General features: G+C 41.9%; 22 protein-coding genes, 2 tRNA genes and 1 pseudogene. 6 read left to right on the top strand and 19 right to left on the bottom strand.

The window, feature by feature from the left end:
• Positions 1–30 precede the first annotated feature (30 nt).
• The 3 genes from NCWK1_RS20070 to msrA are packed head-to-tail and all read left to right on the top strand — an operon-like array spanning position 31 to position 3,163.
• The gene (locus tag NCWK1_RS20070) at positions 31–2,337 is read left to right on the top strand and encodes a PD-(D/E)XK nuclease family protein (RefSeq protein ID WP_103125923.1); all 2,307 of its coding nucleotides are present in this window, start codon (positions 31–33) and stop codon (positions 2,335–2,337) included.
• Complete coding sequence (locus NCWK1_RS29680; protein ID WP_187308192.1) at positions 2,337–2,483, top strand: hypothetical protein; 147 nt, start codon at positions 2,337–2,339, stop codon at positions 2,481–2,483. The genes NCWK1_RS20070 and NCWK1_RS29680 overlap by 1 nt, the downstream gene beginning before the upstream one ends.
• Positions 2,484–2,494: 11 nt before the next feature.
• Entirely contained in the window at positions 2,495–3,163 is a 669-nt protein-coding gene (gene msrA / locus NCWK1_RS20065) for a peptide-methionine (S)-S-oxide reductase MsrA (protein ID WP_103125922.1), read from the top strand.
• A 232-nt stretch (positions 3,164–3,395) separates the two neighbouring features.
• Here msrA and NCWK1_RS20060 read toward each other — a convergent pair.
• From NCWK1_RS20060 to NCWK1_RS20000, 13 genes are all read right to left on the bottom strand, one after another.
• Positions 3,396–3,467: transfer RNA gene (locus NCWK1_RS20060), tRNA-Thr, on the bottom strand.
• A 59-nt stretch (positions 3,468–3,526) separates the two neighbouring features.
• Positions 3,527–3,609 (bottom strand) — tRNA-Tyr (locus NCWK1_RS20055).
• 150 nt (positions 3,610–3,759) lie between these two features.
• Positions 3,760–5,580 (bottom strand): ABC transporter ATP-binding protein, encoded by a 1,821-nt coding sequence (locus NCWK1_RS20050; protein ID WP_103125921.1) that lies wholly within the window; start codon positions 5,578–5,580, stop codon positions 3,760–3,762.
• An 88-nt stretch (positions 5,581–5,668) separates the two neighbouring features.
• Entirely contained in the window at positions 5,669–6,466 is a 798-nt protein-coding gene (locus tag NCWK1_RS20045; protein ID WP_103125920.1) for a DUF6816 family protein, read from the bottom strand.
• Between the two features lie 239 nt (positions 6,467–6,705).
• Positions 6,706–7,110 carry a ChuX/HutX family heme-like substrate-binding protein gene (locus tag NCWK1_RS20040; RefSeq protein WP_103125994.1) on the bottom strand — a complete coding sequence of 135 codons (405 nt, stop codon included), beginning with the start codon at positions 7,108–7,110 and terminating at the stop codon, positions 6,706–6,708.
• Positions 7,111–7,172: 62 nt separating this feature from the next.
• Complete coding sequence (locus NCWK1_RS20035) at positions 7,173–8,126, bottom strand: PhoH family protein (RefSeq protein WP_096578652.1); 954 nt, start codon at positions 8,124–8,126, stop codon at positions 7,173–7,175.
• A 224-nt stretch (positions 8,127–8,350) separates the two neighbouring features.
• On the bottom strand, positions 8,351–8,524 hold the full coding sequence (gene rpsU / locus NCWK1_RS20030; RefSeq protein ID WP_015114573.1) for a 30S ribosomal protein S21: 174 nt from the start codon (positions 8,522–8,524) through the stop codon (positions 8,351–8,353).
• Positions 8,525–8,691: 167 nt separating this feature from the next.
• Positions 8,692–9,129 carry a KH domain-containing protein gene (locus tag NCWK1_RS20025; protein WP_096578656.1) on the bottom strand — a complete coding sequence of 146 codons (438 nt, stop codon included), beginning with the start codon at positions 9,127–9,129 and terminating at the stop codon, positions 8,692–8,694.
• Positions 9,092–9,352 (bottom strand): 30S ribosomal protein S16, encoded by a 261-nt coding sequence (gene rpsP / locus NCWK1_RS20020; protein WP_096578659.1) that lies wholly within the window; start codon positions 9,350–9,352, stop codon positions 9,092–9,094. Before rpsP ends, NCWK1_RS20025 begins: the two co-directional genes overlap by 38 nt.
• Before the next feature lie 197 nt (positions 9,353–9,549).
• Positions 9,550–11,022, bottom strand: coding sequence for a signal recognition particle protein (gene ffh, locus NCWK1_RS20015; protein ID WP_103125919.1), 1,473 nt, complete (start codon positions 11,020–11,022; stop codon positions 9,550–9,552).
• Positions 11,023–11,235: 213 nt separating this feature from the next.
• Positions 11,236–11,637 (bottom strand): response regulator, encoded by a 402-nt coding sequence (locus NCWK1_RS20010; protein WP_103125918.1) that lies wholly within the window; start codon positions 11,635–11,637, stop codon positions 11,236–11,238.
• Between the two features lie 303 nt (positions 11,638–11,940).
• On the bottom strand, positions 11,941–13,332 hold the full coding sequence (locus tag NCWK1_RS20005; protein ID WP_103125917.1) for an aminopeptidase P family protein: 1,392 nt from the start codon (positions 13,330–13,332) through the stop codon (positions 11,941–11,943).
• A 32-nt stretch (positions 13,333–13,364) separates the two neighbouring features.
• A complete protein-coding gene (locus tag NCWK1_RS20000) occupies positions 13,365–13,619 on the bottom strand; it encodes a hypothetical protein (RefSeq protein WP_103125916.1) in 255 nt (84 codons plus the stop codon).
• 133 nt (positions 13,620–13,752) lie between these two features.
• Here NCWK1_RS20000 and NCWK1_RS19995 point away from each other — a divergent pair, with 133 nt between their 5' ends.
• The 3 genes from NCWK1_RS19995 (at position 13,753) to NCWK1_RS19985 (ending at position 20,338) form a co-directional block, all read left to right on the top strand.
• Positions 13,753–14,553 carry a PhzF family phenazine biosynthesis protein gene (locus NCWK1_RS19995; protein ID WP_103125915.1) on the top strand — a complete coding sequence of 267 codons (801 nt, stop codon included), beginning with the start codon at positions 13,753–13,755 and terminating at the stop codon, positions 14,551–14,553.
• Positions 14,554–15,066: 513 nt separating this feature from the next.
• Complete coding sequence (locus tag NCWK1_RS19990) at positions 15,067–19,512, top strand: nitric oxide synthase oxygenase (protein ID WP_103125914.1); 4,446 nt, start codon at positions 15,067–15,069, stop codon at positions 19,510–19,512.
• Between the two features lie 253 nt (positions 19,513–19,765).
• Positions 19,766–20,338: an ABC transporter permease gene (locus tag NCWK1_RS19985; protein ID WP_096578673.1), complete on the top strand. Its 573-nt coding sequence runs from the start codon at positions 19,766–19,768 to the stop codon at positions 20,336–20,338.
• 4 nt (positions 20,339–20,342) lie between these two features.
• On the opposite strand, the gene NCWK1_RS19980 is transcribed toward NCWK1_RS19985, so the two are convergent.
• The 6 genes and pseudogenes from NCWK1_RS19980 to NCWK1_RS19955 form a co-directional block, all read right to left on the bottom strand.
• Complete coding sequence (locus NCWK1_RS19980; RefSeq protein WP_103125913.1) at positions 20,343–21,743, bottom strand: hypothetical protein; 1,401 nt, start codon at positions 21,741–21,743, stop codon at positions 20,343–20,345.
• Positions 21,744–21,981: 238 nt separating this feature from the next.
• Positions 21,982–22,398, bottom strand: a complete 417-nt coding sequence (locus NCWK1_RS19975; protein WP_103125912.1) for a putative toxin-antitoxin system toxin component, PIN family — start codon at positions 22,396–22,398, stop codon at positions 21,982–21,984.
• Entirely contained in the window at positions 22,364–22,612 is a 249-nt protein-coding gene (vap15, locus tag NCWK1_RS19970; RefSeq protein ID WP_103125911.1) for a type II toxin-antitoxin system VapB15 family antitoxin, read from the bottom strand. The genes NCWK1_RS19975 and vap15 overlap by 35 nt, the downstream gene beginning before the upstream one ends.
• A gap of 118 nt (positions 22,613–22,730) precedes the next feature.
• The gene (locus NCWK1_RS19965; RefSeq protein WP_103125910.1) at positions 22,731–23,102 is read right to left on the bottom strand and encodes a hypothetical protein; all 372 of its coding nucleotides are present in this window, start codon (positions 23,100–23,102) and stop codon (positions 22,731–22,733) included.
• Positions 23,099–23,305 (bottom strand): hypothetical protein, encoded by a 207-nt coding sequence (locus NCWK1_RS19960; RefSeq protein WP_103125909.1) that lies wholly within the window; start codon positions 23,303–23,305, stop codon positions 23,099–23,101. Before NCWK1_RS19960 ends, NCWK1_RS19965 begins: the two co-directional genes overlap by 4 nt.
• A gap of 13 nt (positions 23,306–23,318) precedes the next feature.
• Positions 23,319–23,642, bottom strand: a pseudogene (locus NCWK1_RS19955) (tetratricopeptide repeat protein); the annotation flags it as partial.

The following is a 23,642-nucleotide window of genomic DNA, read 5'->3' as shown; positions in this document are numbered from 1 at the left end:
ATACTAACCAAATCTAGAAGGAGAAAGTTTGTGATTTCGCATTCTGTTTGGATTGTCGGCAATAGCCGCAGTGGTAAGACAACTCGTTTAGTAGAACATTTTTGTCGTTGGCTGCAAATAGAAAATCATAACTTTGAATTATTTTATACTAAAAAAGCCGGAAAAAAATCAGACAATTCCATCTCGAAACCTTTAGGTTTGAAGCAAACAGAACCGGGAGTTTTGGTCTTAGCTGCCAATGATGATAATCGTCGAGAATTATCTGACAAAATTGTTACAAAAACTTTAGGAAAATACCCTATTCGTGCTAAAACTCCATTAGGTTTTTTTCAGGATGAAGTTATTTTATTTTGGCCTTTACTAATTGAGTTGTTGCATCTCAAGGCACAATTTCCGGTAAGATTACGCCCAGAAACGGAACAGGAATTAGCAACAAAACTCTGGCGTGAGCAATTAGATGCAGAAGTATTGCGTCGGGTGGGAGTGAATGAATACCGTTTAGTGCGGCGGATTTTGGATTTATTGCAACTAGCTGCTTATAGTGGCACACCCTGTGAAGGAATTGCAGAGGTTTTGCAAAAAGGTTTAGAGGAAAATGGCATAAATCTAGAGCCGGAATTTCTGGCATCTTTGCTGCTAGATTGGCGTAACTGGTGTTTAGAGCGAGGCTTACTCACTTATGGGATTATAACTGAACTATACTCTCAGCATTTGTTAAGCGATCGCCATTACCAAGAGCGCCTGACCCAAAGGTATCAAGCCATACTAGCTGATGATGTTGATGATTATCCAGCTGTAGCCCGTCAGTTATGTGAAACACTTTTAGAACGTGGCGCAATTGGTGCATTTACTTATAATCCTGATGGAGCTATCCGCTGGGGATTAGGCGCAGATCCTAACTATTTGGAAGGTTTAGCCAGGCATTGTCGCTTAGAAACTTTGTTTGCACCCGTGGAAGAGTCTTTGGCAGAGCAACTAGCTACACCAATAGTAGAATTTATTACACAACCACTGGTAATGTTAGAGTTACCAGCAACAGTACAATCAATTCAAACTACATCTCGTGCTGAACTACTGCGAACTACAGCCGAGGTCATTGGCAAAGCTATCAAATCAGGACGAATACAACCAGAAGAAATTGCCATCATTGCACCTGGTTTAGATGCGATCGCTCGTTATACTATCACCGAAATTCTCACTAAGCAAAACATCCCCGTTGAATCACTCAACGACCAACGCCCCTTGATTAGTTCACCAATGATTAGGGCATTGTTAACCATGTTGGCATTAATTTATCCAGGTTTGGGGCGCTTGGTAGACCGAGATGCAGTTGCTGAGATGTTGGTAGTGTTGAGTAGGAGGCAGGAGGCAGGGGGAGAAGTAGAATCTTTAACTCCGCAACGCCACTTGCTTCAAGTCGGGGAACCCGCCCAACGCAGTGGCTCCTCAGTACTCAGCACTCACATCGACCCAGTACGTGCGGGTTTAATCGCTGATTATTGCTTTGTACCTCATCCTGACCGACCTAATTTATTACCAGTCACATCTTTTGAGCGCTGGGATAGAATTGGCTATGCCGCAACCACAGCTTATAGTCAGATATTACAGTGGATTGAAAAACAGCGATCGCAACAAGAACAGCGTTTAATACCTAGCCCCATTTCTCTGTTGTATCTAGCAATTCAAGACTTTTTTTGTAAAGACAATAACCCCCCCTACGACCAAATGGCCGCATTGCGAGAACTGCTAGAAACTGCCCAACATTATTGGGAAATTGATACTAGGTTGAGGCAGGGGGCAGGAGGCAGGGGGCAGGAGGCAGGGGGCAGGAGGCAGGGGGCAGAAGAAGTATTAATAAATACTCAGCACTCAGCACTCAGCACTCAGCACTCAATACTCAGCACTCCCTTGGCTGAATTTATTCAACTCTTACGACGTGGTACTATCACCGCCAATCCTTATCCCTTGCGTCCTATTGGCTTGTCAAGAAAAGCCGTCACCTTAGCAACTATTTTCCAATATCGTTCGAGTCGGCGATCGCACCGTTGGCATTTTTGGCTAGATGCGGGTTCACCATTATGGGCAAAAGGTGGTGCAGCTACCTTATTCGGTGCGCCGTTATTCTTACGAGATAGATTAGGCGAAGCTTGGACAGCCCAAGATGAAAAAAATACAGAACAAGAAAGATTACGCAGAATTTTGACAGATTTACTCTCGCGTGTATCTGAAAAAGTGTATTTGTGTCACAGCGATTTAGCCGTAAACGGCCAAGAACAATTAGGGCCTTTGTTACCCTTAGTGCATACTTGTGTATCTGTTATTTCTGAGGTGGCTTGATGAGCTTCTCTAACTCTTCTTTCTCCGAGTCTCTAAAGATATCAGCTTCGAGTCAAAATGCGATCGCAGGCTTTAGCAGAATATCAGTAGCGATCGCCAGAATCGTTAGAATATTAACTACAGTGAAAATGTATATCAAACCTTAGAGTTAGAACCAATGGTATTGTTTGGATTCGGTAAAAAAAAGCTGGCTCTCCCTACTGCTGAAGAAGCTTTGCCAGGACGAGCAAAAGAAATGCCAGTACCTGCTCATCACTATGTAAATAACAATCCCCTAAAACCACCTTTCCCCACAGGTATGGAACAAGCTGTGTTTGGACTGGGCTGTTTTTGGGGTGCAGAACGTAAATTTTGGCAACTTCCAGGCGTTTATACCACTGCTGTAGGTTATGCAGCGGGAATCACACCCAACCCTACCTACGAAGAAGTCTGTACAGGGATGACTGGCCACAATGAAGTGGTATTAGTTGTGTTTGATCCTCAAGTTATTAGTTACGCGCAAATACTCAAAGTTTTTTGGGAAAGCCACAACCCCACTCAAGGAATGCGCCAAGGTAACGACGCTGGTACACAATACCGTTCGGGGATTTACGTCTATTCTGAAAGTCAAAAACAACAAGCTGAAGCATCCCGCGAAGCTTATCAACAAGAACTAACCAAGGCGCGTTATGGCGAAATCACCACAGAAATCTTAGATGCGCCAGAATTTTACTACGCTGAAGCTTATCATCAGCAATACCTAGCCAAAAACCCCAACGGCTATTGTGGTTTAGGCGGGACAAACGTTGCTTGTCCTGTAGGTGTATTTGAAGCAGAAGTGAAGTAAGCAGTCAGACAGTAGTCCCAAGGAAAAAATGGCGTTGCTGAATCAGGAGATAAAGCCTAATATACTTAATTCTCTCTGCTCCTCTGGGTGAGGCAAAATCCTTCAACTAATTAGCAACGCCATTTATTTATGCAACTTCTATGCAAGTTTTGACCTGTAGGCTGAGTATTGATGAAATCTAAAAGTAATTTAGACTATGTACTACAAACTATTGACTATTCAGTGTTTTTAAAGCCCGTGACGAGGATTGAACTCGTGACCTCACCCTTACCAAGGGTGTGCTCTACCACTGAGCCACACGGGCGAAATTTTGACAAATTCTAGATTTTGAATTTGAATAAACTCAAAATCTAAAATTGCAGGTGGGCCGGGCTGGATTTGAACCAGCGTAGGCGTAAACCAACGGATTTACAGTCCGTCTCCATTAACCACTCGGACACCGACCCGTATGTCCCACGATTTACAATCTTAGCAGCAGATTTAAAAAATAGCAAGGGGAGTAGGAAAAATTTTAGTAAGTTCTTTAGAGATGTCTGTAGGGTGAGGATAATTATATCCACCCCACAAACAGATTGACTTGCGTTGAAATTGCCTACTTAGCTCAAAAGTTCGCCAGTTTCTTGCAAAGAGTGCAAGCGTTGGTAAATACCTTCGTGGCGCAAAAGTTCTTCGTGGCTACCAACTTCGGCGATTCTGCCTTGTTCTAACACTACAATCTTGTCAGCTTCGCGGACTGTACTCAGACGGTGAGCAATCACAATTGTGGTACAAGTTCCCTGAATCGATCGCATCGCCAATTGAATGGAACGTTCTGACTCATAATCTAAGCTGGAGGTAGCTTCATCAAAAATTAGCACGTCTGGTTTAACTAACAACGCTCTGGCAATTCCGAGGCGCTGTCTTTGTCCGCCAGATAATCTTACGCCACGTTCCCCAACAACAGTGTAATAGCCTTGGGGTAACACCTGTACTACCTCATCAACTCTAGCAATCTGACAGGCTTCTTGAACCTCTTCAAAGGTTGCGTTTGGTCTACCGTAGGTGAGGTTATCCAAAATTGTGCCGTTAAAAACGTCTACCTCTTGGTGAACGATCGCCAATCTGCGTCTATACTTACCTACATCCAAGCTGCGAATATCTTGGCCATCAATCAAAATTTGACCATCTTGGGGTTGAAAATACCGCAATAGCAGTTTGACTAAAGTCGATTTACCAGAACCAGAACGTCCTACTAAGGCAACTGTTTGGTAAGGTTCAATCAGCAAGTTAATATCTTGCAAAACTTGTCGATTGGCAAGATATCCAAAACTGATATGAGAAAATTCTACTTTGCCAGTAAATTTATAAGATGATTCGGTGTCATTGTCTGATATTGAAAAACTAGATATATCAGAGCCTGTTGGCTCTTGCAGAAATTCATGAAACCTCAACATAGAAGAATAGCGTCGCGCAAAAACTTCTGCTAAGGTGCTAATTGGTTCTAATTCGGCATAAGCCATACTCGAAAGTGTCAAGGTCATGACAAAATGACCAAGAGAAATTCTCCCGTCTACCGTAGCGGCTAAGGTTAAACCTAAAATCGTAAACACACAAAATTGAATGACTGTCTTTTGCCAAGCTACTAGTTTTGTATAATTTTTGTGGATACGATAATCAACTACTGTTAGTTCACGATTTAAACGTTGTTGTTGCCGTTTTAATTCCCTAGCTTCTGTAGCAAATGCTTTCACCGTTTTGATGTTAGTGATAATTTCAGAAGTTCGACTTTCGGTATTTTCCATGTATTTATCCAAGCGTCCTTCGTGCCAAATTATTTGCCGTAGTTCTTTCAAACTAAAGACGAGGATAATAACAAAAGAAATCAGATATAAAATAGCAATTCGCCATTCAATCAATAAAATAAATCCAAAAATTCCGATTACACGCAGCAGTTTAGGAATTAACTGTCCGGCAATTTCTGGATATGTCCAAGTATGGTTAGAAACACCTCTAGCAACTCTACCAGCAATACGTCCGGGGTTATTTACATCATAAAATTCTAGGGGAAGAGAAAGGATTTTTTCTAAGGCTGTTTGACTTTTATCTCGGCGTGACCTTAAAGCAATATCCCAGTGAAACCAAACCGTTAACCACGGTTGTGTAGGCGCTCTCACTACCGTTACGATAAAAATTAAACCTAGTAAAACCGCTAAAGATAGTGTTTTACCAACTGGGTAATTGGTAACTTCGGAGATAGATGCGATCGCACTTTGCAGAGGTTTATCTAACGGTTGGCTAGACACAACATTTAATATCTGACCAATCGCATAGGGGACAACCAAATCAATAATTTCGTAAATGCTCGATGCGGTAATACTGAGAACACTCTGTTTCCAGTAAGGACGAAAATAAGTGAGAATATCTCGAAATTTTGCCATGATCTATTCTGTCCAAGAGCGCGATCTTGAGCTTGGACAAATATACTACATAATGTATTACGCAATAGTCAAGAGCTAATCTAAAAAATCATTCTTCTGGATGAGGTGAAAGTTCTACAGAAAAAAATTCGAGGCGATAGCGATACAGCGCCACAGGTCGAGAACCCGCCTGAAAGTAATCTGGATCTTGGGGTGAAAGATAGACCGCAGTAACTTGATCTGCCTCAATTGTGGGATTATTTGTTGGCAATTTATGGTAAGCAGTTGTCGACTCTACAGAATTCAAATAAGGGCGAGAAGCACCTTTAAATATTTGTTGAAATACTTCCGCAGTGATGTATATATGCTCAGAAATACTTTCTGTAGCGCGTGCTGTCACAATAGAGACTAATTGCCGTTCCCCGCGTAACAATGTAATTTGCCGATTCGGAGACTCTGGATCTACTTTGACTGATAATACTGCTTGCTCACCTAAATATGCTTTCGCTAAATTCAAGCTATTAAAGGCTCTATCTGCTACTAAAATCGGTGAAAAATTATTGATTTGGGGAATAAATTTTAACCCACTAATAGCTGTTGGTTTTTGTTGAATAAATCTGACAATAAAACTGATAGGTTGATTAAGTTGTTGACGGTTACTTTCAAAACCGGGTGTAACAATATCTGGCGCTAAAGGTGCCGCTAAATCGACCAATGTACTTGTAACTTTCCAAGTACCAGCCATCCATTCAGGGTAAGCTAAATCGCCGGAAGCTGGCTGTACAGAAGTTAATTTTTCCCATTGGGGAAAGTTAGTCAAGCGTTCTGATAACTCACCTGCGGCTGCATTTCCACACCATCCCAGCAAAAATAAAACAATTAAGCAAAAACTGCAAATTGCCTTCATTTTAATTCGTAATTAAATATTATGTAATCTGTCTATTCTAGGACTGACGCAACACCGATAATATTATTGTGACCGGAACGAAGTGTAGGGAAGCAATCCCAGCATTAAGGGAGATTACTTCGCTATCGCTCGTAATGACGAAATTACGTTATTTTTGCGTAAGTCCTGTATTCATTACACCAATAACAATGTTGAGTTTTGCTGTCGCTCTACCCCACCTAGAACAAATGACAAATGACTTATAACTCTATTGGTAAAGGCTGCCAAATTTCGCCATATTTCTCTTTTAAATCGTGCCAAGCTTCTATTTGACCAGGTTCATACTCTCCTGGTTTTCCCCATTGCAGAAATAGGCTTAAAGCAGGTTCTTGTTTATCATCTAAAAAGCGAATTGCATAAGTTGTAAAGTTACCTCTTTTCGCTTCACCTGTTTCAAACTTCACCTGAGTAATTTTGTCCATATTGAGATGAAATTCAAAGCCTTCGGTGTGCATATTGGCATATTTACCTTTAGGCAATTCAGCATAAAAGAGTTTTTCGATTTTACCACGCGCTTCTAATACAGCAGCACTGCTGGTAACAATTAAACGCAAAGTTCCCAAAGCTTCACAAGCTTCTAAAAATTCTTTTAAATCTGCACTCATAATTAATTGTCCTTTGTCATTTGTCAGTTGAAAATTTTTGACCATTGACCATTGACTAATAACTATTTTTCGTATTTTTCATAAGCAGCTACAATTCGCTGAACTAGGGGATGACGCACTACATCTTTTTGGGTGAATTCGCAAAAACCAATGCCTTCCACGTGTTTTAAAATGTCTAAAGCAACTGATAGACCTGATTGTTGATTATGAGGCAAATCTGTTTGTGTAGTATCGCCTGTAATCACCATCCGCGAACGAAAACCCAACCGCGTCAAAACCATTTTGATTTGTGCAGGTGTAGTATTTTGGGCTTCATCCACTATTATGAAAGCATGATTTAGGGTACGTCCGCGCATGTATGCGAGTGGTGCAACTTCAATGATGCCGCGTTCCATTAAATTGGGGACTTTTTCAGCATCAATAAATTCGTAAATTGCATCGTAAAGTGGACGGAGATAAGGGTTAATTTTTTGCTGTAAGTCTCCTGGTAAAAAACCCAATCTTTCACCGGCTTCTACAGCTGGACGAGTTAAAATCAGTTTTTCTACTTGGTTGGCGAGGAGTGCTTGAACGGCGACAACAACAGCCAGATAAGTTTTACCTGTACCTGCTGGCCCTGTACAGAAGGTAACGTCACGTTTGCGGATAGTCTCAATGTACTGTCGCTGACGAAATGTTTTGGCGCGGACTTCATCACCGCGACGGGTTTTAGCAAGAACATCTCGACGTAATTCTTGTAATTCGTCTTCGCGATCGCTATCTAAGGCTTGACGGGCTGTTAAAATATCGGCATTGGAAATATTGTTGCCTTTAATCCAAAGGTCTTCTAGCGATCGCACTAACCGCGATGCTAAATTAATTTGTGCATCTGTACCAGTAATCTGTAATTCCTGTCCGCGTAGTACTAACACTGCGCCTGTTTGCCGAGACAGGATTTTGAGATTTTCTTCACCATCACCTGCAAGAGCGATCGCACTGGGAATATTTGGCAGCTGAATTTTTAAAGCATCTGCCATAGTTATTTCTTAAATATGTGGGGAGTTATTTTTAACAACGGTCTCAGTATTTTTCAGATTTTTAATTAACTTTATTTTTACATTATTTTCTAATGATTCGTCATTTTTACTAGCTAATGACTATCTCAGATAGTTATTTTTTGCTGTTTTTTCTCGCAGAAGTAGAGACGCGATCGCGTCTCTACTAGGTTGAGGTTGAAATTAATTAAGCTTTCAAACCCTTATTACCGAACACCTTTACGTGCAGCCTCTGCTTTACGCTTGCGGCGCAAACTGGGTTTTTCGTATCTTTCCCGGCGTTTAACTTCAGATAATATCCCGGCTCTTTGAATTTTCTTTTTAAAACGTCTTAGTGCCGAGTCAATTGTTTCATTTTCACCTAGACGAACTTCAGCCACTCCCTATTTTCACCCCCTGACAGAGATATTTAGAAGTTGCATTCAAAAATAGCATTTAGAAATTAGGTCAATGAGAGGAGGCACAATGCAGAAGGATTAAGTTTCAGACTTCATCTTTCATACTTCATACTTTTTCTCCCTCATCTTCCTTTCTTTTTAGTTTAAACCTAGCGGAAACGAGGTTTAGCAATAGGTCTAGGCCCGTTGTTCCCGCCTCTTTCCCTAGTTTTTGGGAGTGGCGGTCGCTCTTCGCGGTCTTCATCAAAAGACATACCGTCTCGCCCCATAGCACTGCTGCCATAGATATCCAGGTAGACTGATTGTCCAGCAAGTTCCGCAGCGGCGGCAATTACTGTCCGAATCGCCTGAATATTGCGTCCGCCTCGACCAAATACTTTGCCTTTATCTTCACTGTCAAAGGCAATGCGAATCCAAGCCTTTTTCAGGGTGTGAGAAATTTCACAATCAACGCTTAAAGTCTTTGGAGATTCTAAAAACGGCTGCATCAAAAATTTAACTAATCCAACGTAGTTGGGATTAGTTGTCAGAAGAAATTGTGTGTTTTCGTTATGATGCGGGTTTTGCACTGACCTGTTCAAGAACATTAGCTTTTACTAGGATGCGACGTACTGTGTCAGTGGGTTGTGCGCCTTGTTGTAGTCGCTTGACGATGCTGGGAACGTCTAGTCTTACTTCATCGGTTCTGGGGTTGTAAAAGCCCAGTTCTTCCAAAGGACGACCATCGCGGCGAGAGAGGCTATTCATGGCGACAATACGGTAGCTCGCTTCCCGCTTTTTTCCGTATCGCTTCAAGCGCAGTTTGATCATGTTGAAGAATCGTTCTCCTGTTTATATGGATTTTTGGCAGCGGATAGATGAGGGAAATAACTGGGCGAAAGTGCCTTTGTTAATAAATTCCCATACTGAAATGCCTATTTTAACACTTGATTAGTGTTTACGGCTATTGACTAATAGTCAAGGGTCAAGAGTCAATAGTCCAAAGTGGTTTGACAATTGACTCTTCCTTAAAGATTGCCAAAACCTTTTTTCTTTTTATCTTTGGGTTTTTTCTTTTTGGTGCCGCCACCGCCACCACCAGTGTAACCGCGCCATCCAGGTGCGGAGGGACGGTTGCCTGCGCCGGCGAAGGGATTGCCCATACCACCACCGCCAAACATACCTCCGGGCATACCGGGGAAGTTACCTTTACCCATTTGCTGCATGAGCGATCGCATTTTTTGGAAGTCTGACACCAGCTTGCTGACATCGGCTTCTTTGTAACCAGAACCACTCGCTACCCGTCGTCGTCGGCTGGGAGAACTTGCCAATAAATCTGGGTCTTGGCGTTCTTGCTTGGTCATGGAGTTAATCATCGATTCGCAGCGTTTTAGCTGGGTTTCTCCCTGCTTGAGTTGATCATCAGAAAGCTTGCCCATACCAGGGATCATCTTGAGAATGCCTCCCAAGGAACCCATATTTTTTAACAAACGCAGCTGTTTGAGAAAGTCGGTAAAGTCAAACTTTGCTGACAGAATTTTCTCCTGCATTTGCTCGGCATCTGCCAAGTCAATTTCTTCTTGGGCTTTTTCTACCAAGGTCAGCACATCGCCCATACCCAGAATCCGTGATGCCATCCGGTCAGGGTAGAAAGGTTGTAGGGCTTCGACTTTTTCCCCAATACCAACAAATTTGATTGGTGCGCCAGAAATCTGCCGGACTGACAACGCCGCACCACCTCGGCTATCACCATCTAACTTGGTGAGAATTGCGCCTGTAATTCCGATTTGTTCGTGGAAGGTGCGGGTGAGGTTGGCAGCTTCTTGACCAGTCATTGCGTCCACCACTAACAAAGTTTCGTGGGGTTGGACTGTGGCTTTGATGCGGGCTAATTCTGCCATCATATCTTCGTCGATTTGCAGACGACCTGCGGTATCGATGATGACTGTGTTTACACCTTCGGCTTTGGCGCGTTCTAAACCTTGGCGGGCGATTTCTACTGGGTCAGCGTCACTGCCCAAATCAAATACTGGTACGTCAATTTGTTTACCCAAGGTGATCAACTGATCGATCGCAGCTGGGCGATATACGTCTGTGGCGACTAATAAACAGCTACGATCTAATTTACGCAAATGTAAAGCTAATTTGGCGGTGGCGGTGGTTTTACCAGTACCTTGCAACCCAGCCATCAGCACAACGGTAGGCTTTTGTTCAGCTTCCTCTAGGGGAATGTTTTCTTCCCCCATCACTTGCACTAGTTCATCGTAGACAATTTTGATGAACTGCTGGTCAGGGCGCACGCCAGAAATTACCTCGGCTCCCTGCGCCTTGGCTTCAACTTCGCTAATAAAATCTTTGACTACCTGGAGGTTGACATCTGCTTCCAACAAAGCGCGGCGGACTTCTCGCAAAGCGTCTTGAATGTTGGATTCCGAAATTTTATCTTGACCTCGTAGTTTTTTCCAGGCGGATTCTAAACGGTCTGCTAATGCGTCAAACATATCTTAGTTACAAGTAGTTAGCCAATAGGGAAGCCTGAATCGCCAAACAGCGATGCAGAATTTCCGGTAGAATTTGAACGTGCTATCTACCAGCTTAGTAGTTTTCACTCCGACTTGAACAACTGGATACCTACTGATGTTGGGGTGGTCAACCGTATTTTGTGTAGAAATTCTGATTTGGGCGGTATGTGGCAGTGTGTGCGATCGCTGTTATTAAACAAGACTTGCTTGCTCAAAGTCGTTTAATTCTAAGGCTTTTTTAACTATTTCTATTAGTGAATTCATGTCAACAGGCTTGCGGATAATGCCTGCTACTCTGGCTTGGCACTTCTTTCGGATTTCATCTTCTTCATGGCCACTCAGTAACAAAATCGGTAAACACTTTAAACTGCGATTTTGCTGGATGTGGTGAGCCACTTCATAACCATCCATCCCAGGCATTGTGACATCCAGAACTAGTAAATCAAATACTTGCGTTTCTATTTTTGCTAGTACTTCTGTTCCGCTAAATACTGTTTCAACTTTATAACCATTGGTTTCTAAAATTGTTTTTAATAGCAAACAAGTTATAGGGCAATCATCACATATAAGAATATATTTATTTGTCTTGTTCATTTGTTCATGTAAAAAGTCTAAATTTTTTACTCTATTTATTAGAAATAATTTGTATTTTTTTCAACAATCAGTACATTTTAATATATTATTTCCTATTGCTTCTTGTCTATTGTCTATTTACACCCATAGTTTCACAAAGCATATTCTGATTTTTATTCATAAAAACTTCATGTTTTTTATCATAAAATTCTTCGCAATAAAATATATCCGCAGAAGGGAATTCACTTATTACCAAAGGCGTAAATTTGACTAAAAGCTATAAATAAATAAAAACTTTCTCAGAAGAATATAAAATAAAAACTTTTAATTGGAGACATTTGTCACTAAATTTTCTACTGTATTAGCATCATTTGGTAATGCGGCTGTTAAAACTTCGCTACCGTCACTAGTAACTAAAACATCATCTTCGATGCGGATACCGCGAACATCAGCGAACTGAGATAAACGCTCCCAATTCAAGACATTTTGATATTTGGCGCGATTTTGAGGATCATTTAAAATCGCTGGAACTTGATAAAATCCCGGTTCAATTGTGACTAACATTCCTGGATGTAGGGGACGATTGAGACGCAGATAGCTGAAGCCAAAGCGATCGCTCCTTTTCCTACCATCTTCATATCCGGCTAAATCTCCCAAGTCTTCCATATCATGCACATCTAAACCAAGTAAATGCCCAATTCCGTGGGGGAAAAACAGTGCATGGGCATCTATTTCTACTAAATCTTCCGGTTTGCCTTGTAAAATGCCTAAATCAACTAAACCTTCAGCAATGGTAGTTGCAGCTAATAAATGAATATCCCCATACTCCACCCCTGGGCGAATTTTGGCAATGCAAGCATCATGAGCCGCTAAAACAACATCATAAATATCTCGTTGCGTGGCGGAAAACTTACCAGAAACAGGCCAAGTCCGGGTGATATCAGCCGCCCACCCCATTTCTGTTTCTGCACCCACATCAGCAAGTAATAAATCACCCGATTGCAGTGGGTGATGATATGCTTCGTTATGCAAAACTTCGCCGTGAACGGTAACAATACTGTTGTAAGAAGTTGTCATATTCTGGGCAATAATTACCCCTTCCATTGCCGCGCGGACTTCTGCTTCTTGTTTGGCTTTGGGGGTGGCTACCATACCTGCTTTGTGTGCAGCCACACTCACAGCCGCAGCTTTACGTAATTCGGCTAACGCCCCAGCATCGTGGGTGAGGCGTAAGGTAACAATTGCCTTGGCTAATTCTAAATCTAGTCCTGCCAAATCGGATGGTGAAGCAATATCCCTATGCAAAACTTGGGACTGCACAAGACTGGTGCGATAGTTCTGCACCGGAATTGAGGCTGCATTACTCCCCCGATGTTTCAACTCGGACAGGGTTCTCGCTACATCTGCGCCTATTTTCTCGGCAATTTCTGCACGTTTGGGTGTTTCACCGTGCCATAAGGCGCTACCTGGTTCGGGATCATCGATGAATAACTCTAGTTTGCCTGCTTCTAGACGAATAGCGGCGTTGGGCAAAGGCAAGCCGGCAAAGTACAGAAAATGACTGCTGGCGCGAAATGTATAGGTATTAGCTTTAAAGTTGCGGGGGCTGTTGCTTCCTGACCAGAGAATTACCGGGAAATCAATTAACTGGGCGAGTTTTTGCCGTCTGTGGCGTAGGGTATCGGCAAAGGAACTAGAAATATTGTATGCAACCATAAATAATTAAAAATAAGGATAAATTCTGTTATTTAGTCTTTATCATCCTGATCATGATTTTTATCGTCATCTTGATCATGATCATCATCTTTGTCCTGTTTTATAGCTTGCTCAGGCTGTGGTTGAGGTTGATTGTTAGATTGCTCTTTTGGTGTTGCAGTTTGTTCTGGTGGGCTGTGTACTTGGATCACGCAGCCAACTAATCCTGAAGCAAGGAACGCTAAATGGATGGTAGCAAAGATACCTCTAATAATGGTGATTCTCAAGTTTTTATCTTGATTTAACATTACTCGCGCTGTGAGATACGTTATCTAAGTATCTACGTTACAGCGTAAACACATAACGTTTATCTTTGATAATCCGTAAATATCTCATACAGTTTTGATAAATATATATAGCTGCCATTTCTAGAGTAACTCTATGAGACAAATCATTACTCAGGTTGATGCTTTTACCAATAAACCTTTTGCGGGTAATCCTGCGGCTGTCTGTGTTTTGCCTGCACCAAAAGACACTGGCTGGATGCAGCAGGTAGCGCAGGAGATGAATTTGTCGGAAACGGCTTTTTTAGTCAAACAAGAGGATGGCTTTAATCTGCGTTGGTTTACGCCAGCAGTAGAAGTCCCGCTTTGTGGTCATGCAACTTTAGCCAGCGCCCATGTACTGTGGTCTGAGGGACATTTATCAAAGGATGAAGCGGCTCGATTTCATACCAAAAGTGGGTTACTGATTGCCAAGCGCCAAAATGAATGGATTGAGCTAGATTTCCCTGTAAATCACTCGCAAGCGACGAACGCACCAGCAGAAGTCAGTACAGCTTTAGGTGTAAATTATCAAGCTGTATATCAAAATTCTCTCGGTTATCTCGTAGAAGTAGAATCTGAGGATGTAGTACGGCAAATGCAGCCGAATTTTCAACTTTTGAAAACATTACCTGTACATGGGGTAATCGTTACTAGTAAAGCTTATCCAGGCTCAGAATATGATTTTGTTTCGCGCTTTTTTGCCCCAGCAATTGGAGTTGATGAAGACCCAGTGACAGGCTCTGCTCATTGCTGTTTAGCAACGTTTTGGCGCGATCGCTTGAATAAGAATACTTTCTTGGCTTATCAAGCATCTAGTCGGGGTGGTGTCGTCAAATTATATTATGATGGCGGCGATCGCGTACTCCTCTCAGGTCAAGCAGTCACCATACTACAAGGTGAACTTACTAGTTGTTGAAACAAAAAATAAAATTTAGCGGCAACATTGTAGTGATTTACACTTAAAAAACTTGTATAATCCAAAGTTAAGTATCATCTAACACTCAAACTTAGTTAATGCCCCTTTAAGGATTTGTGAGTCAGTATATATGTGCAAATACCCGTTTAAAACGTATACAGAACGGATAGTTCAGGTATCAGAATCAATTATTAAAAATTTTCAACGCCACTAAATCATCGGTCTAACTCCAATCAATGATGAATCATGGTGGCTAACTCTTCTAGGCTATTTTGATCAATCGTATTTCGCCGACTTTTGAATGAGCATTTTGTAACCAGCACGATACAAAAATAGGACTTACACAACAAGATGCTTCGCTTTGGAGGGAATGAGGATTTTAAACCTTAACTACCCAAACTTTTGATGTCTTGTTTGAAGATTTCAGTCCCGCAGAAATTAGATTAACTCTAGTGTTGCGGCGAATTTTGGTATCAACTTGAACTTGCTATTCATCTCGATAATTTTTTACACATGGATTACAATCAACAACTGATTCATTTAACCGAAATCTCAGCCACCGATGTTCCATCTGGAGGAGATTTTAAGTATAAATGTCGTGTACAGATACTTTCAGAGCAAGGACAATCTATTTTGTCCAAAGATCTGTTTTCGCGGATGCAGCCCAGCTGGCTGTTAAATTTAACTAACTACAAAGACTGCGCCATTACCATTACACTGTGTTACCGCCAAGGTGATATGACGCAACCTTGGCAAGATGCAGGGACAGTGACCTTTGCGGCGCAAGATTTTTTGCATGGACACAACTCAATTGAACTAGAATTTCCCATCACCACCTGGAGTCTAGCACCCTACTTAACCCTGAAAACACGGATAACCCAGACTATTGGTGAAGCACATAGCAGCACCGTCAACTTATTAGCCAATCAGCCAAGCCATACGCGTGTTCAACTCAAACCAACCCCAACAACCGACAAAGAAGTAGAAATTCCCGCAGCTATACCCCTGACGCCCAATGAAGAAGTCATCGTCAAAGATGTCTGGAATAAAATGCGGGCTTGGAAAGAACTACAAATGGAAAAGTTCTTTAAACGGCTGTTGCTAGAAGAACCAGAACTAGAACATATTTTTGGTGAAGCGATCGACAGTATGACAGATTACTTTTATGAGTTATTTGATTACTGTATTCACCAACTCCAGCCCCACACCCAAAACATCATTTCTGAACCTCTCACAGGTGTGCCTTATGAAAAAGGCGATGACTTCGATACAGTAGAAGATTACGGGGCTTTGTTTGCGGATATTGGGATGCGTCCCCACCACTGGGTGAAAGCGCGACAAGTGTGGATGTGGATGTTACCTTCGATTCCTTACATTGAAGAATACGATCGCCAAGATTTAGCTAAAGGTGTCTACTCTGCCCTCTACAAGTTTTTCAATACCCACATCATTGTCCCAATGGTAGAAGCAGTCCGTTGTTATGAAGACGCTTTACCACCAGAATTACTCCAGGAGATGACAGACACTTGGCAGGTATTTAGTCAAAACAAGCAAGAAATGGGGATGGTATTTTATCAAACCTTGTTTGAAAAGTATCCCTTTGTGTTGCCAATTTTTGGCAGGGCGGATATCGATTACCTGTCTTTGCACCTGTTTCAATCATTGGATTTTCTCATGCGTTGCTTGAAAAGTGAAACCACTGATGAACTGTTGCTGGAACTGCGGTTATTAGGACAAATCCACGGCAATGTAGGAGTACCATCTTGTGCATACCCTGCCATTTCTGACACCATGTTTGTCTTATTTGAAAAGTATGTGCCGAATTTTACCCCAGAATTAAGGCGGGCATGGCAGACATTATTTAATCGTGTCACCAATGTGATGAAGTTGCCCAAGCTGAATGAAGAAAGGTTATTAAAAAAAGCCAAGCAATTTCTCGAAGTGATTGCGACTGAACAAGGTTGGGAACCAGAACATCAAAAACTACGTTGGGCAGAAATTCAAGCAGAAGTTCAAGCCACAGGTACTTACAGTCATACCTACGAAGAACTCGCCTATGGCGCACAGTTAGCTTGGCGGAATGCTTCCAAATGTATTGGTCGGATTCAGTGGAATAATATGGTGGTGCGTGATTGCCGTCATGTGACCGACCCTGATGAAATGTTCAAAGAATTAGTTGAACATTTGCGTTTAGGGACGAATGGCGGCAATATTCAAGTGATCATGACCGCATTCCGTCCCAAACAACCGAAAGAACGTTGGGGGCCTCGCCTGTGGAATCCGCAATTACTGCGTTATGCCGCATACGAACAACCAGATGGCAGTGTAATGGGCGATCGCGCTAACTTAGATTTAACTCAAGCAGTGATCAAACTAGGTTGGCAACCACCATCACCCCGCACCCCCTACGATATTTTACCGATAGTGATTGAAGTGCCGGGAATGGAGCCAAAGCTTTATGAATTCCCCCAAGACGAAATTTTAGAAATAGACATTGAACATCCCAGCATTGCCGAATTCAAATCTTTAGGATTGCGCTGGTATGCAATTCCTGCTATCAGTAATTTCCGTATGGATATTGGTGGCATTACTTACGCTTGCGTCCCCTTTAATGGCTGGTACATGGGTACAGAAATCATGCGTGATTTCATGGAAGAAGGGCGTTACGACAAACTCGAAGACATCGCCAAAGTACTGCAATTAGATACCAGTTCCGAGCAGACCTTGTGGCGCGATCGCGTCGCCTTAGAACTGAATGTTGCCGTCCTGCACTCCTTCCAAAAAGCGAAAGTAACAATGGTAGACCATCAATCTGCCTCGCGCCAGTACCTCGCCCACGATTTGCGAGAAAAGAAAGCAGGTAGAGAGTGTCCGGCTGAGTGGGGTTGGGTGGTACCACCAGCGGGCGGTAGTGCTTGTCCGGTTTGGCATCATCAAACACGCGACTTTTATTTAGAACCTGCCTATCACCATGCAGCTGATCGCTGGGCAGTAGAAGATGGAATTGACCTGGAAAAAATCACGACTTTTGCTTCCGAAGACGACAACAAGCAAGACAGGATCTTGATTTTGTATGCCTCGGAAACTGGCACAGCCGAAGGTTTTGCCCGGACTGTGGCGCGGCAATTAAGTCGCTATCGTCCCAAGGTGATGGAACTAGATGAGTATAACGCCGACCTTTTAGCTTCGGAGAAACTACTGCTAATTGTCACCTCCACCTTTGGGAATGGAGAAATGCCAGGGAACGGCAAAAAATTCTTGTACTGGTTGAAAAAGCAACCACCCGGTTCGCTAATGAGTTTAAATTATTCTGTGTTGGGGCTTGGCAGTACCGTGTACGAACACTTCTGTGCAGCGGGAATTGCGGTTGATAAAGCCTTAGCTCGTTCAGGGGCAAACTGCATTGTTCCCTTACATAAAGCTGACGAAATCAAAGGACAAGCCGACACCTTCAAGCAGTGGCTGAGATTAATTAGCCGTGTCTTAGGTGAAGATGCCACAGCCGCCGATGCGACTACGGCTCATGCGCCGCAATTGCAGGTGAAATTGTTAAACGCCGCCGAAGTTCTCAACCTTTCTTGTGTAGTAGACAGTGGCGATCGCGGTATAGCCGTACCTGTAGTTGCTAATCAAGAACTGCTGCAAGAAGTAATTCCTGGTAGCCGTTCTACCCGATTTATCAGCTTTGATATTGCCAATACCAACCTGAATTATGAAACAGGCGATCATGTGGCCGTGTATCCTTGTAATTCATCAGCCTTGGTACAGCGAATTTGCGATCGCCTCAATGTCACCCAAGACACCTACTTTAGTGCAGGTTACGTCACCGCCGATGGTCAGGAAACCGAAGATAAACCCCCAATTCCCGTACCTACAACCGTCGGTCATGTGCTGTATGAAGAGTTAGATTTAGCTTTGCGGGAACCATTCAATGATTTATTGGCATATTTACACTCCGCCACGCCAAACCTCACAGAAAAACAACGCCTAGAAACTTGGTTAGAAATTCTCCGCCAAGGTGAAGACCATCCCGACAGCATCGCGCTCACCAAAAATATCACCGACAATTACATGAGCGTGGCTGACTTATTCGATGAATTCCCCGCCGCCAAAATTACCCTCGCCGCCTTACTAGAGTTACTCCCCAGACAGAAACCCCGTCTGTACTCAATTTCCTCCTGTCCCTTGCTGCATCCCCAAGAAATTCAAATCACAGTGGGAGTATTGCAAATTACCACTGATGCAGGCAAAGTCCGTCAAGGACTGTGTTCCAACTACCTAGCTGGATTGGAACCAGGCACAAAAGTACGAATTGACGTTCGTACCTCCACCTTTAGACCACCTAGCGACCCAGAAGCAATCATGTTGATGGTAGGGCCAGGTACTGGGGTTTCGCCGTTAATTGGCTTTTTGCAATACCGAGAAGCACTGTGGCAACAAGGACAACCTTTGGCAAATGCAGCTTTATTCTTTGGTTGTCGTAATCAGCATGACTTCCTCTATCAAGAGCAATTGCAGACATGGCACAATCAGGGCGTGCTGTCAGAATTAAATGTGGCATTTTCTCGCCAAGGCAACACCAAAACCTACGTACAAGATTTGATGCAGCAGCAACCACAAGAAATATGGCAAAAGCTGAGTCATCCTCAATGCCATTATTATGTTTGTGGTGATGCCAAGATGGCCGATGATGTTTATCAAGTTATGTTAGCGATCGCCAATACTGAAGGTGGTTTATCACACCTAGAAGCTGTGCAGTTCTTTGACAAAATGAAACAAGAAAAACGCTTCACATCTGATGTTTGGGGAGTCACACTCAACTACAAACAAGCCATCAAACAAGTTCAGAAAGATAACTATTCCAAAGCCCAAAGATGGCTGGAGCGTGTCAATCAATCAGCCGATGATCATGTACAAGTTCCAGAGGTAGTAACACCATCAATTGCTTATAATAGTTGAGACATGATGACATGATGATTTACTGTTGAAAATCAGTAAAAATTAGCTAGATATTAGATACCCGACTTCTCAAAGAAGTCGGGTATTTTGTTATTCATGAATTATTGAGATTTTATTTATTTTTGTGATTGAGCTTCGATTTTCTGATAAATTGAATTTCAGAAAACTATCATATATTCCCTTGAGTTATCTATTAACTGTTTTTTGTTGATTGCCACAGTAATATGTAAACGTTCCAAATAAAAACTGAGGCATGGAACAAACTATATTTTTAGACTTTTTAGCCAGCCTACAAAAACTGTTCGTAGGTTACATTCCGGCTGCTATTTTCGGCAGTTTTATTGGATATTTCATTGGCATAAATGTTACAGTGTATCAGATTTTTAGAAGAATATTTCAGATACCTAATAGCATTCCACCTTTAGCCCTACTCCCAATTGCTCTGATCTTATTTCAAGATAGTGAACCTGCTGCGGTAACGGTGATATTTATTGCCACTCTCTGGACAATTATCATTAATGTGGCAATAGGTTTACAACATTTTCGTAGACAGAATAATAACTTTCGGGCTGCAATATTTCATGTATTTCATGCACTGAAAGTTGGCATTTGGGTAGCGTGGTTTACAGTTATTGCCATAGAAATGTTAATTGGCCCTAGAGGCTTAGGCTTTCTTCTCTGGGAAGCCTACAAAGCTGGTAATACTAATAACATCATTCAGTTTTTACTCTACATCGGTATTATCGGCACTTTGTTAGATCAGTTTTTAGATTTCATGGGGTCTCTATTGGCACAGATGATTTCTGAGAGCAAAAAATCTACTTAATCTTTTATTTGGGTTTACGAATTGCACTTTGCCAGTTAATAGTTTGCTTGGCTGAACGTTCTCCTAATGAGCGCGTTGCTATCACTTCAATGTCAACATTGGTACCAGGACTTAGGGCATCCTCTGGTATTTTTAACTTGCCTAACGCCAGAATAAACCGATTATAGTCACGGGTGACAAATTCAGATGGAACATCACCTGTATAAACAGTTTTATAGTCAGAAAAACCGCCAAAGTTATCCCGCGCCCGGAATTTCACGCGAAATTTAGTTTGAAGCACATCAGATTTTGCTGCTAAATCGACTATTTTTAAGTTGAGGTTTTCTCCTGCACCTGCAAATTCAGCTATGGCTAACCGAGTCACATCTTGTTTGAGTATTGCGTGGTTAACGGTATAGGTTGTCAAATTATTCTCACTTTTACTGTTACCATCAACCCACAAATCTTCAGCAAAAGTCACTTCTACTTGCTTACTATCATTTAAAGTGACTGTTACAGGTTGATTGCCAAAACTTTGACTCGGTTGTTTTTCCTGCCAAACAATTTGAAAAGACTCTTCTAAACGCTGGGCAAATTCGCGGTACTCATCAGCAACCATAGAACCAGGCGCAAGTAATGAAGTTGCACCTGTACGCAGATTCCATTTATTTTTCGAGAGTGGGAATTGTTTACCAGTTAATTCCGCAATTGATAAGTTGATGCTAGGAGTCTCAGCGGCCAAGGGTTCTTTACTGTTAACAATACTCAACACTCCTAAACGCCCAGTACGACCATCGCTACCATCACTACCGTTGCTGCCATCCCGTCCATCATGACATCTGTAACGCTTCTTGGTACATTTGTAATCAGAACTGCCGGGAGTGCCTTTGCAGGTTTCCACTTCCCAACTGCGCCTGCGACAATTACACCCAGACGTACCATTACCACCGCGTCCGCCGCGTCCGCCTTCACCTGGGGTAGCGCGAACGAGAATTTTGCGTAAGTCGGCTAAATTAGTGTAATAGGCCGTGAGAGAACCGCCATTTCCCCCATTTCCACCTTTACCACCATTACCACCCGCAACGCCATCGGCTGCATGAATATCACGATTTCCCTTCTCTGGTTGATAACCGCAGTCAGGGCGATAACCATTTTCACCGTCTTCCCCATCATCGCCATTTTGACCTGATAAATCGAGGTTAACTGATGAACCATCGATAACAATGGTTTGATTTTGACCGTCGCGGCCATCTCTACCCGATCGCCCACTTGTCCCCGCACTTCCATCTCTGCCATAATCCCGATTAGCGAGGTAGTTGTTATTAGCGATCGCTGGACATAATACAGAACCAGATGCAGGTAACAAGCTCGTAAATAAGCAAAATGTCAGCAAAAGTGGCAGCTTACCCCTCAGACTGTTGGACATCGGCGGAGACCTAATCGTTAGTGATATTTACTGAATATGACGTTGTATGACAGGAATTTGCTCCTGATTTCTACTCATAGAATATTACAAATATGAAGTGTGAAGTATGAAATTAGGCAGCATCCCACGTTTTTGAATAGACTGCCTTGAAAATAAAATGGTGAATAGATTTTGTTTAGTGCCACCATCAACGCAATCACGCCCAAAAAACACGAATATAGAACTAAAACCTATTAGTTTATAATTTAAGTAAAAATTCTTGGTAAGTAATAATTTCGGTATTTTCAAATATCTTAATTACTAATAAATCTTGATCGCCAGTGACTAAAAAATTAGCAGCACTATCTTTTGCTAATGCTAAGAGATAATTATCTTTGGGATCTCGACAAATAGATACTTCTGTTGTAATTGTTACAAATAAGCCAATAGCTCGTAAAATTTGAATTAATTCATCAACTTTATTGCGCGGAAAATATTTTTGTAACTTAGGACGTTGAGTCACTAAGATAATTTCTTCTAAAATTTCCTCGGAAATCACTACTTGAATCGTTTCTTCAATTAAAAGATTATTTAATTCTTTTAATCCCTTACCAGTCAGAAAGCTAATCCAAAGATTAGTATCAATAATTATCGTGATTGCTTTGTTTGCTGGCATAAATCTGAGAACGCACGTTTTCTACTTCCTCTGTAATTTCCTCTAAAGATAATTCATTAGTTTGAAATACTTCTAGTAACTGGGTTAACTTCTTATTCAATGTTTCCTTTTCTAGTTCTTTGCTGAGTAAAAGCTTTTCGGAATCAGACAGTTGTTTGACCAGAGTAAGAATTTGTTCAAATGTCAATGGTAGTTGATATGTATTTTGTAACATAGTGTCAAATATTCTTTTATTCCTAATTATATGTTTATTATTATTTTTACAGATTATAGGAATACAAAAAGATTCTTTTTTATATATGGTTTCGTTTTGCATTTTATATCATCCATAATTATAGTTTAGCTGAATCAAATTCAATACCACGACGGGCAAAATATTTATCAATGTTAATCTGCACAAATAAATCCTTGAGTTCTTCGGCAATCTCTTGAGGTGGATTTCCTGATAAAGCTATGGCAATTAAACGTTCTGCTGCTGCCATTTCTCCACAGTCAATTGCTAAGGTTGCCGCACTACGATGTAAGACTGAACATGTTGGTTCTGCTTCCAGATTACTAACGATTAATTCTGCTGCTAACCGTTCTTTTTCAAATGCTTGTTTAGAGAGTTGTAAAGCTAAAACAGAGTCGCCTTTGAGTTTAGCGACTTGTGCCATTTCAGCAAAATCCATTGCTTGTTTATGTAAATCTTGAATCTGGTTCATTTGTTTACTACAAAACACAAGGGTTTACTAAACTCAACAATCACAATGTAAACTGGTAGACTACTATCAACAGAGTTTACTTGTTCCAATTTTTGTTTAGCTTTGCTTCCTCTCCGCGACTCTGCGCCTCTGCGTGAGACAAAATCACCGCCGAAACCAAGAGCGAAGCCAACGCCGCAACCACGCCCAAAAACCACGGTCATAAGATATCAGTTTTCATCTTCTCAACTGGGAACTGATTAAACGCCATAAAAGTAGCAGAATCAACCATACAAGGGCAAAGGGAAAGGCTATTAACCCAAAAATAAAACACAAAATTAACTGTAACTTCCCACGTTGAGCGAATTTTATTAGTGATTTTAGCCACTGAGGATAAGGCATTGCTTCTAAAGGAAGCTCAAGTTCTTGGAAAATCTGCTGGGCTTGATACGAGGCTGCAAATCCTTCTTGAATCCTGCCACACTGATGATAAGCATTGCTCAAACCGATTAAGGATTCACCTTCGCCGTGACGATCGCCTATCTCCCTTTTGATTTCCAA

Origin of the sequence: Nostoc cycadae WK-1 (assembly GCF_002897135.1) — a bacterium.
Taxonomy (GTDB): Bacteria; Cyanobacteriota; Cyanobacteriia; order Cyanobacteriales; family Nostocaceae; genus Nostoc_B.
The sequence above is the reverse complement of the archived record's forward strand: the minus strand, read 5'-3'. Positions and strand labels throughout refer to the sequence as shown.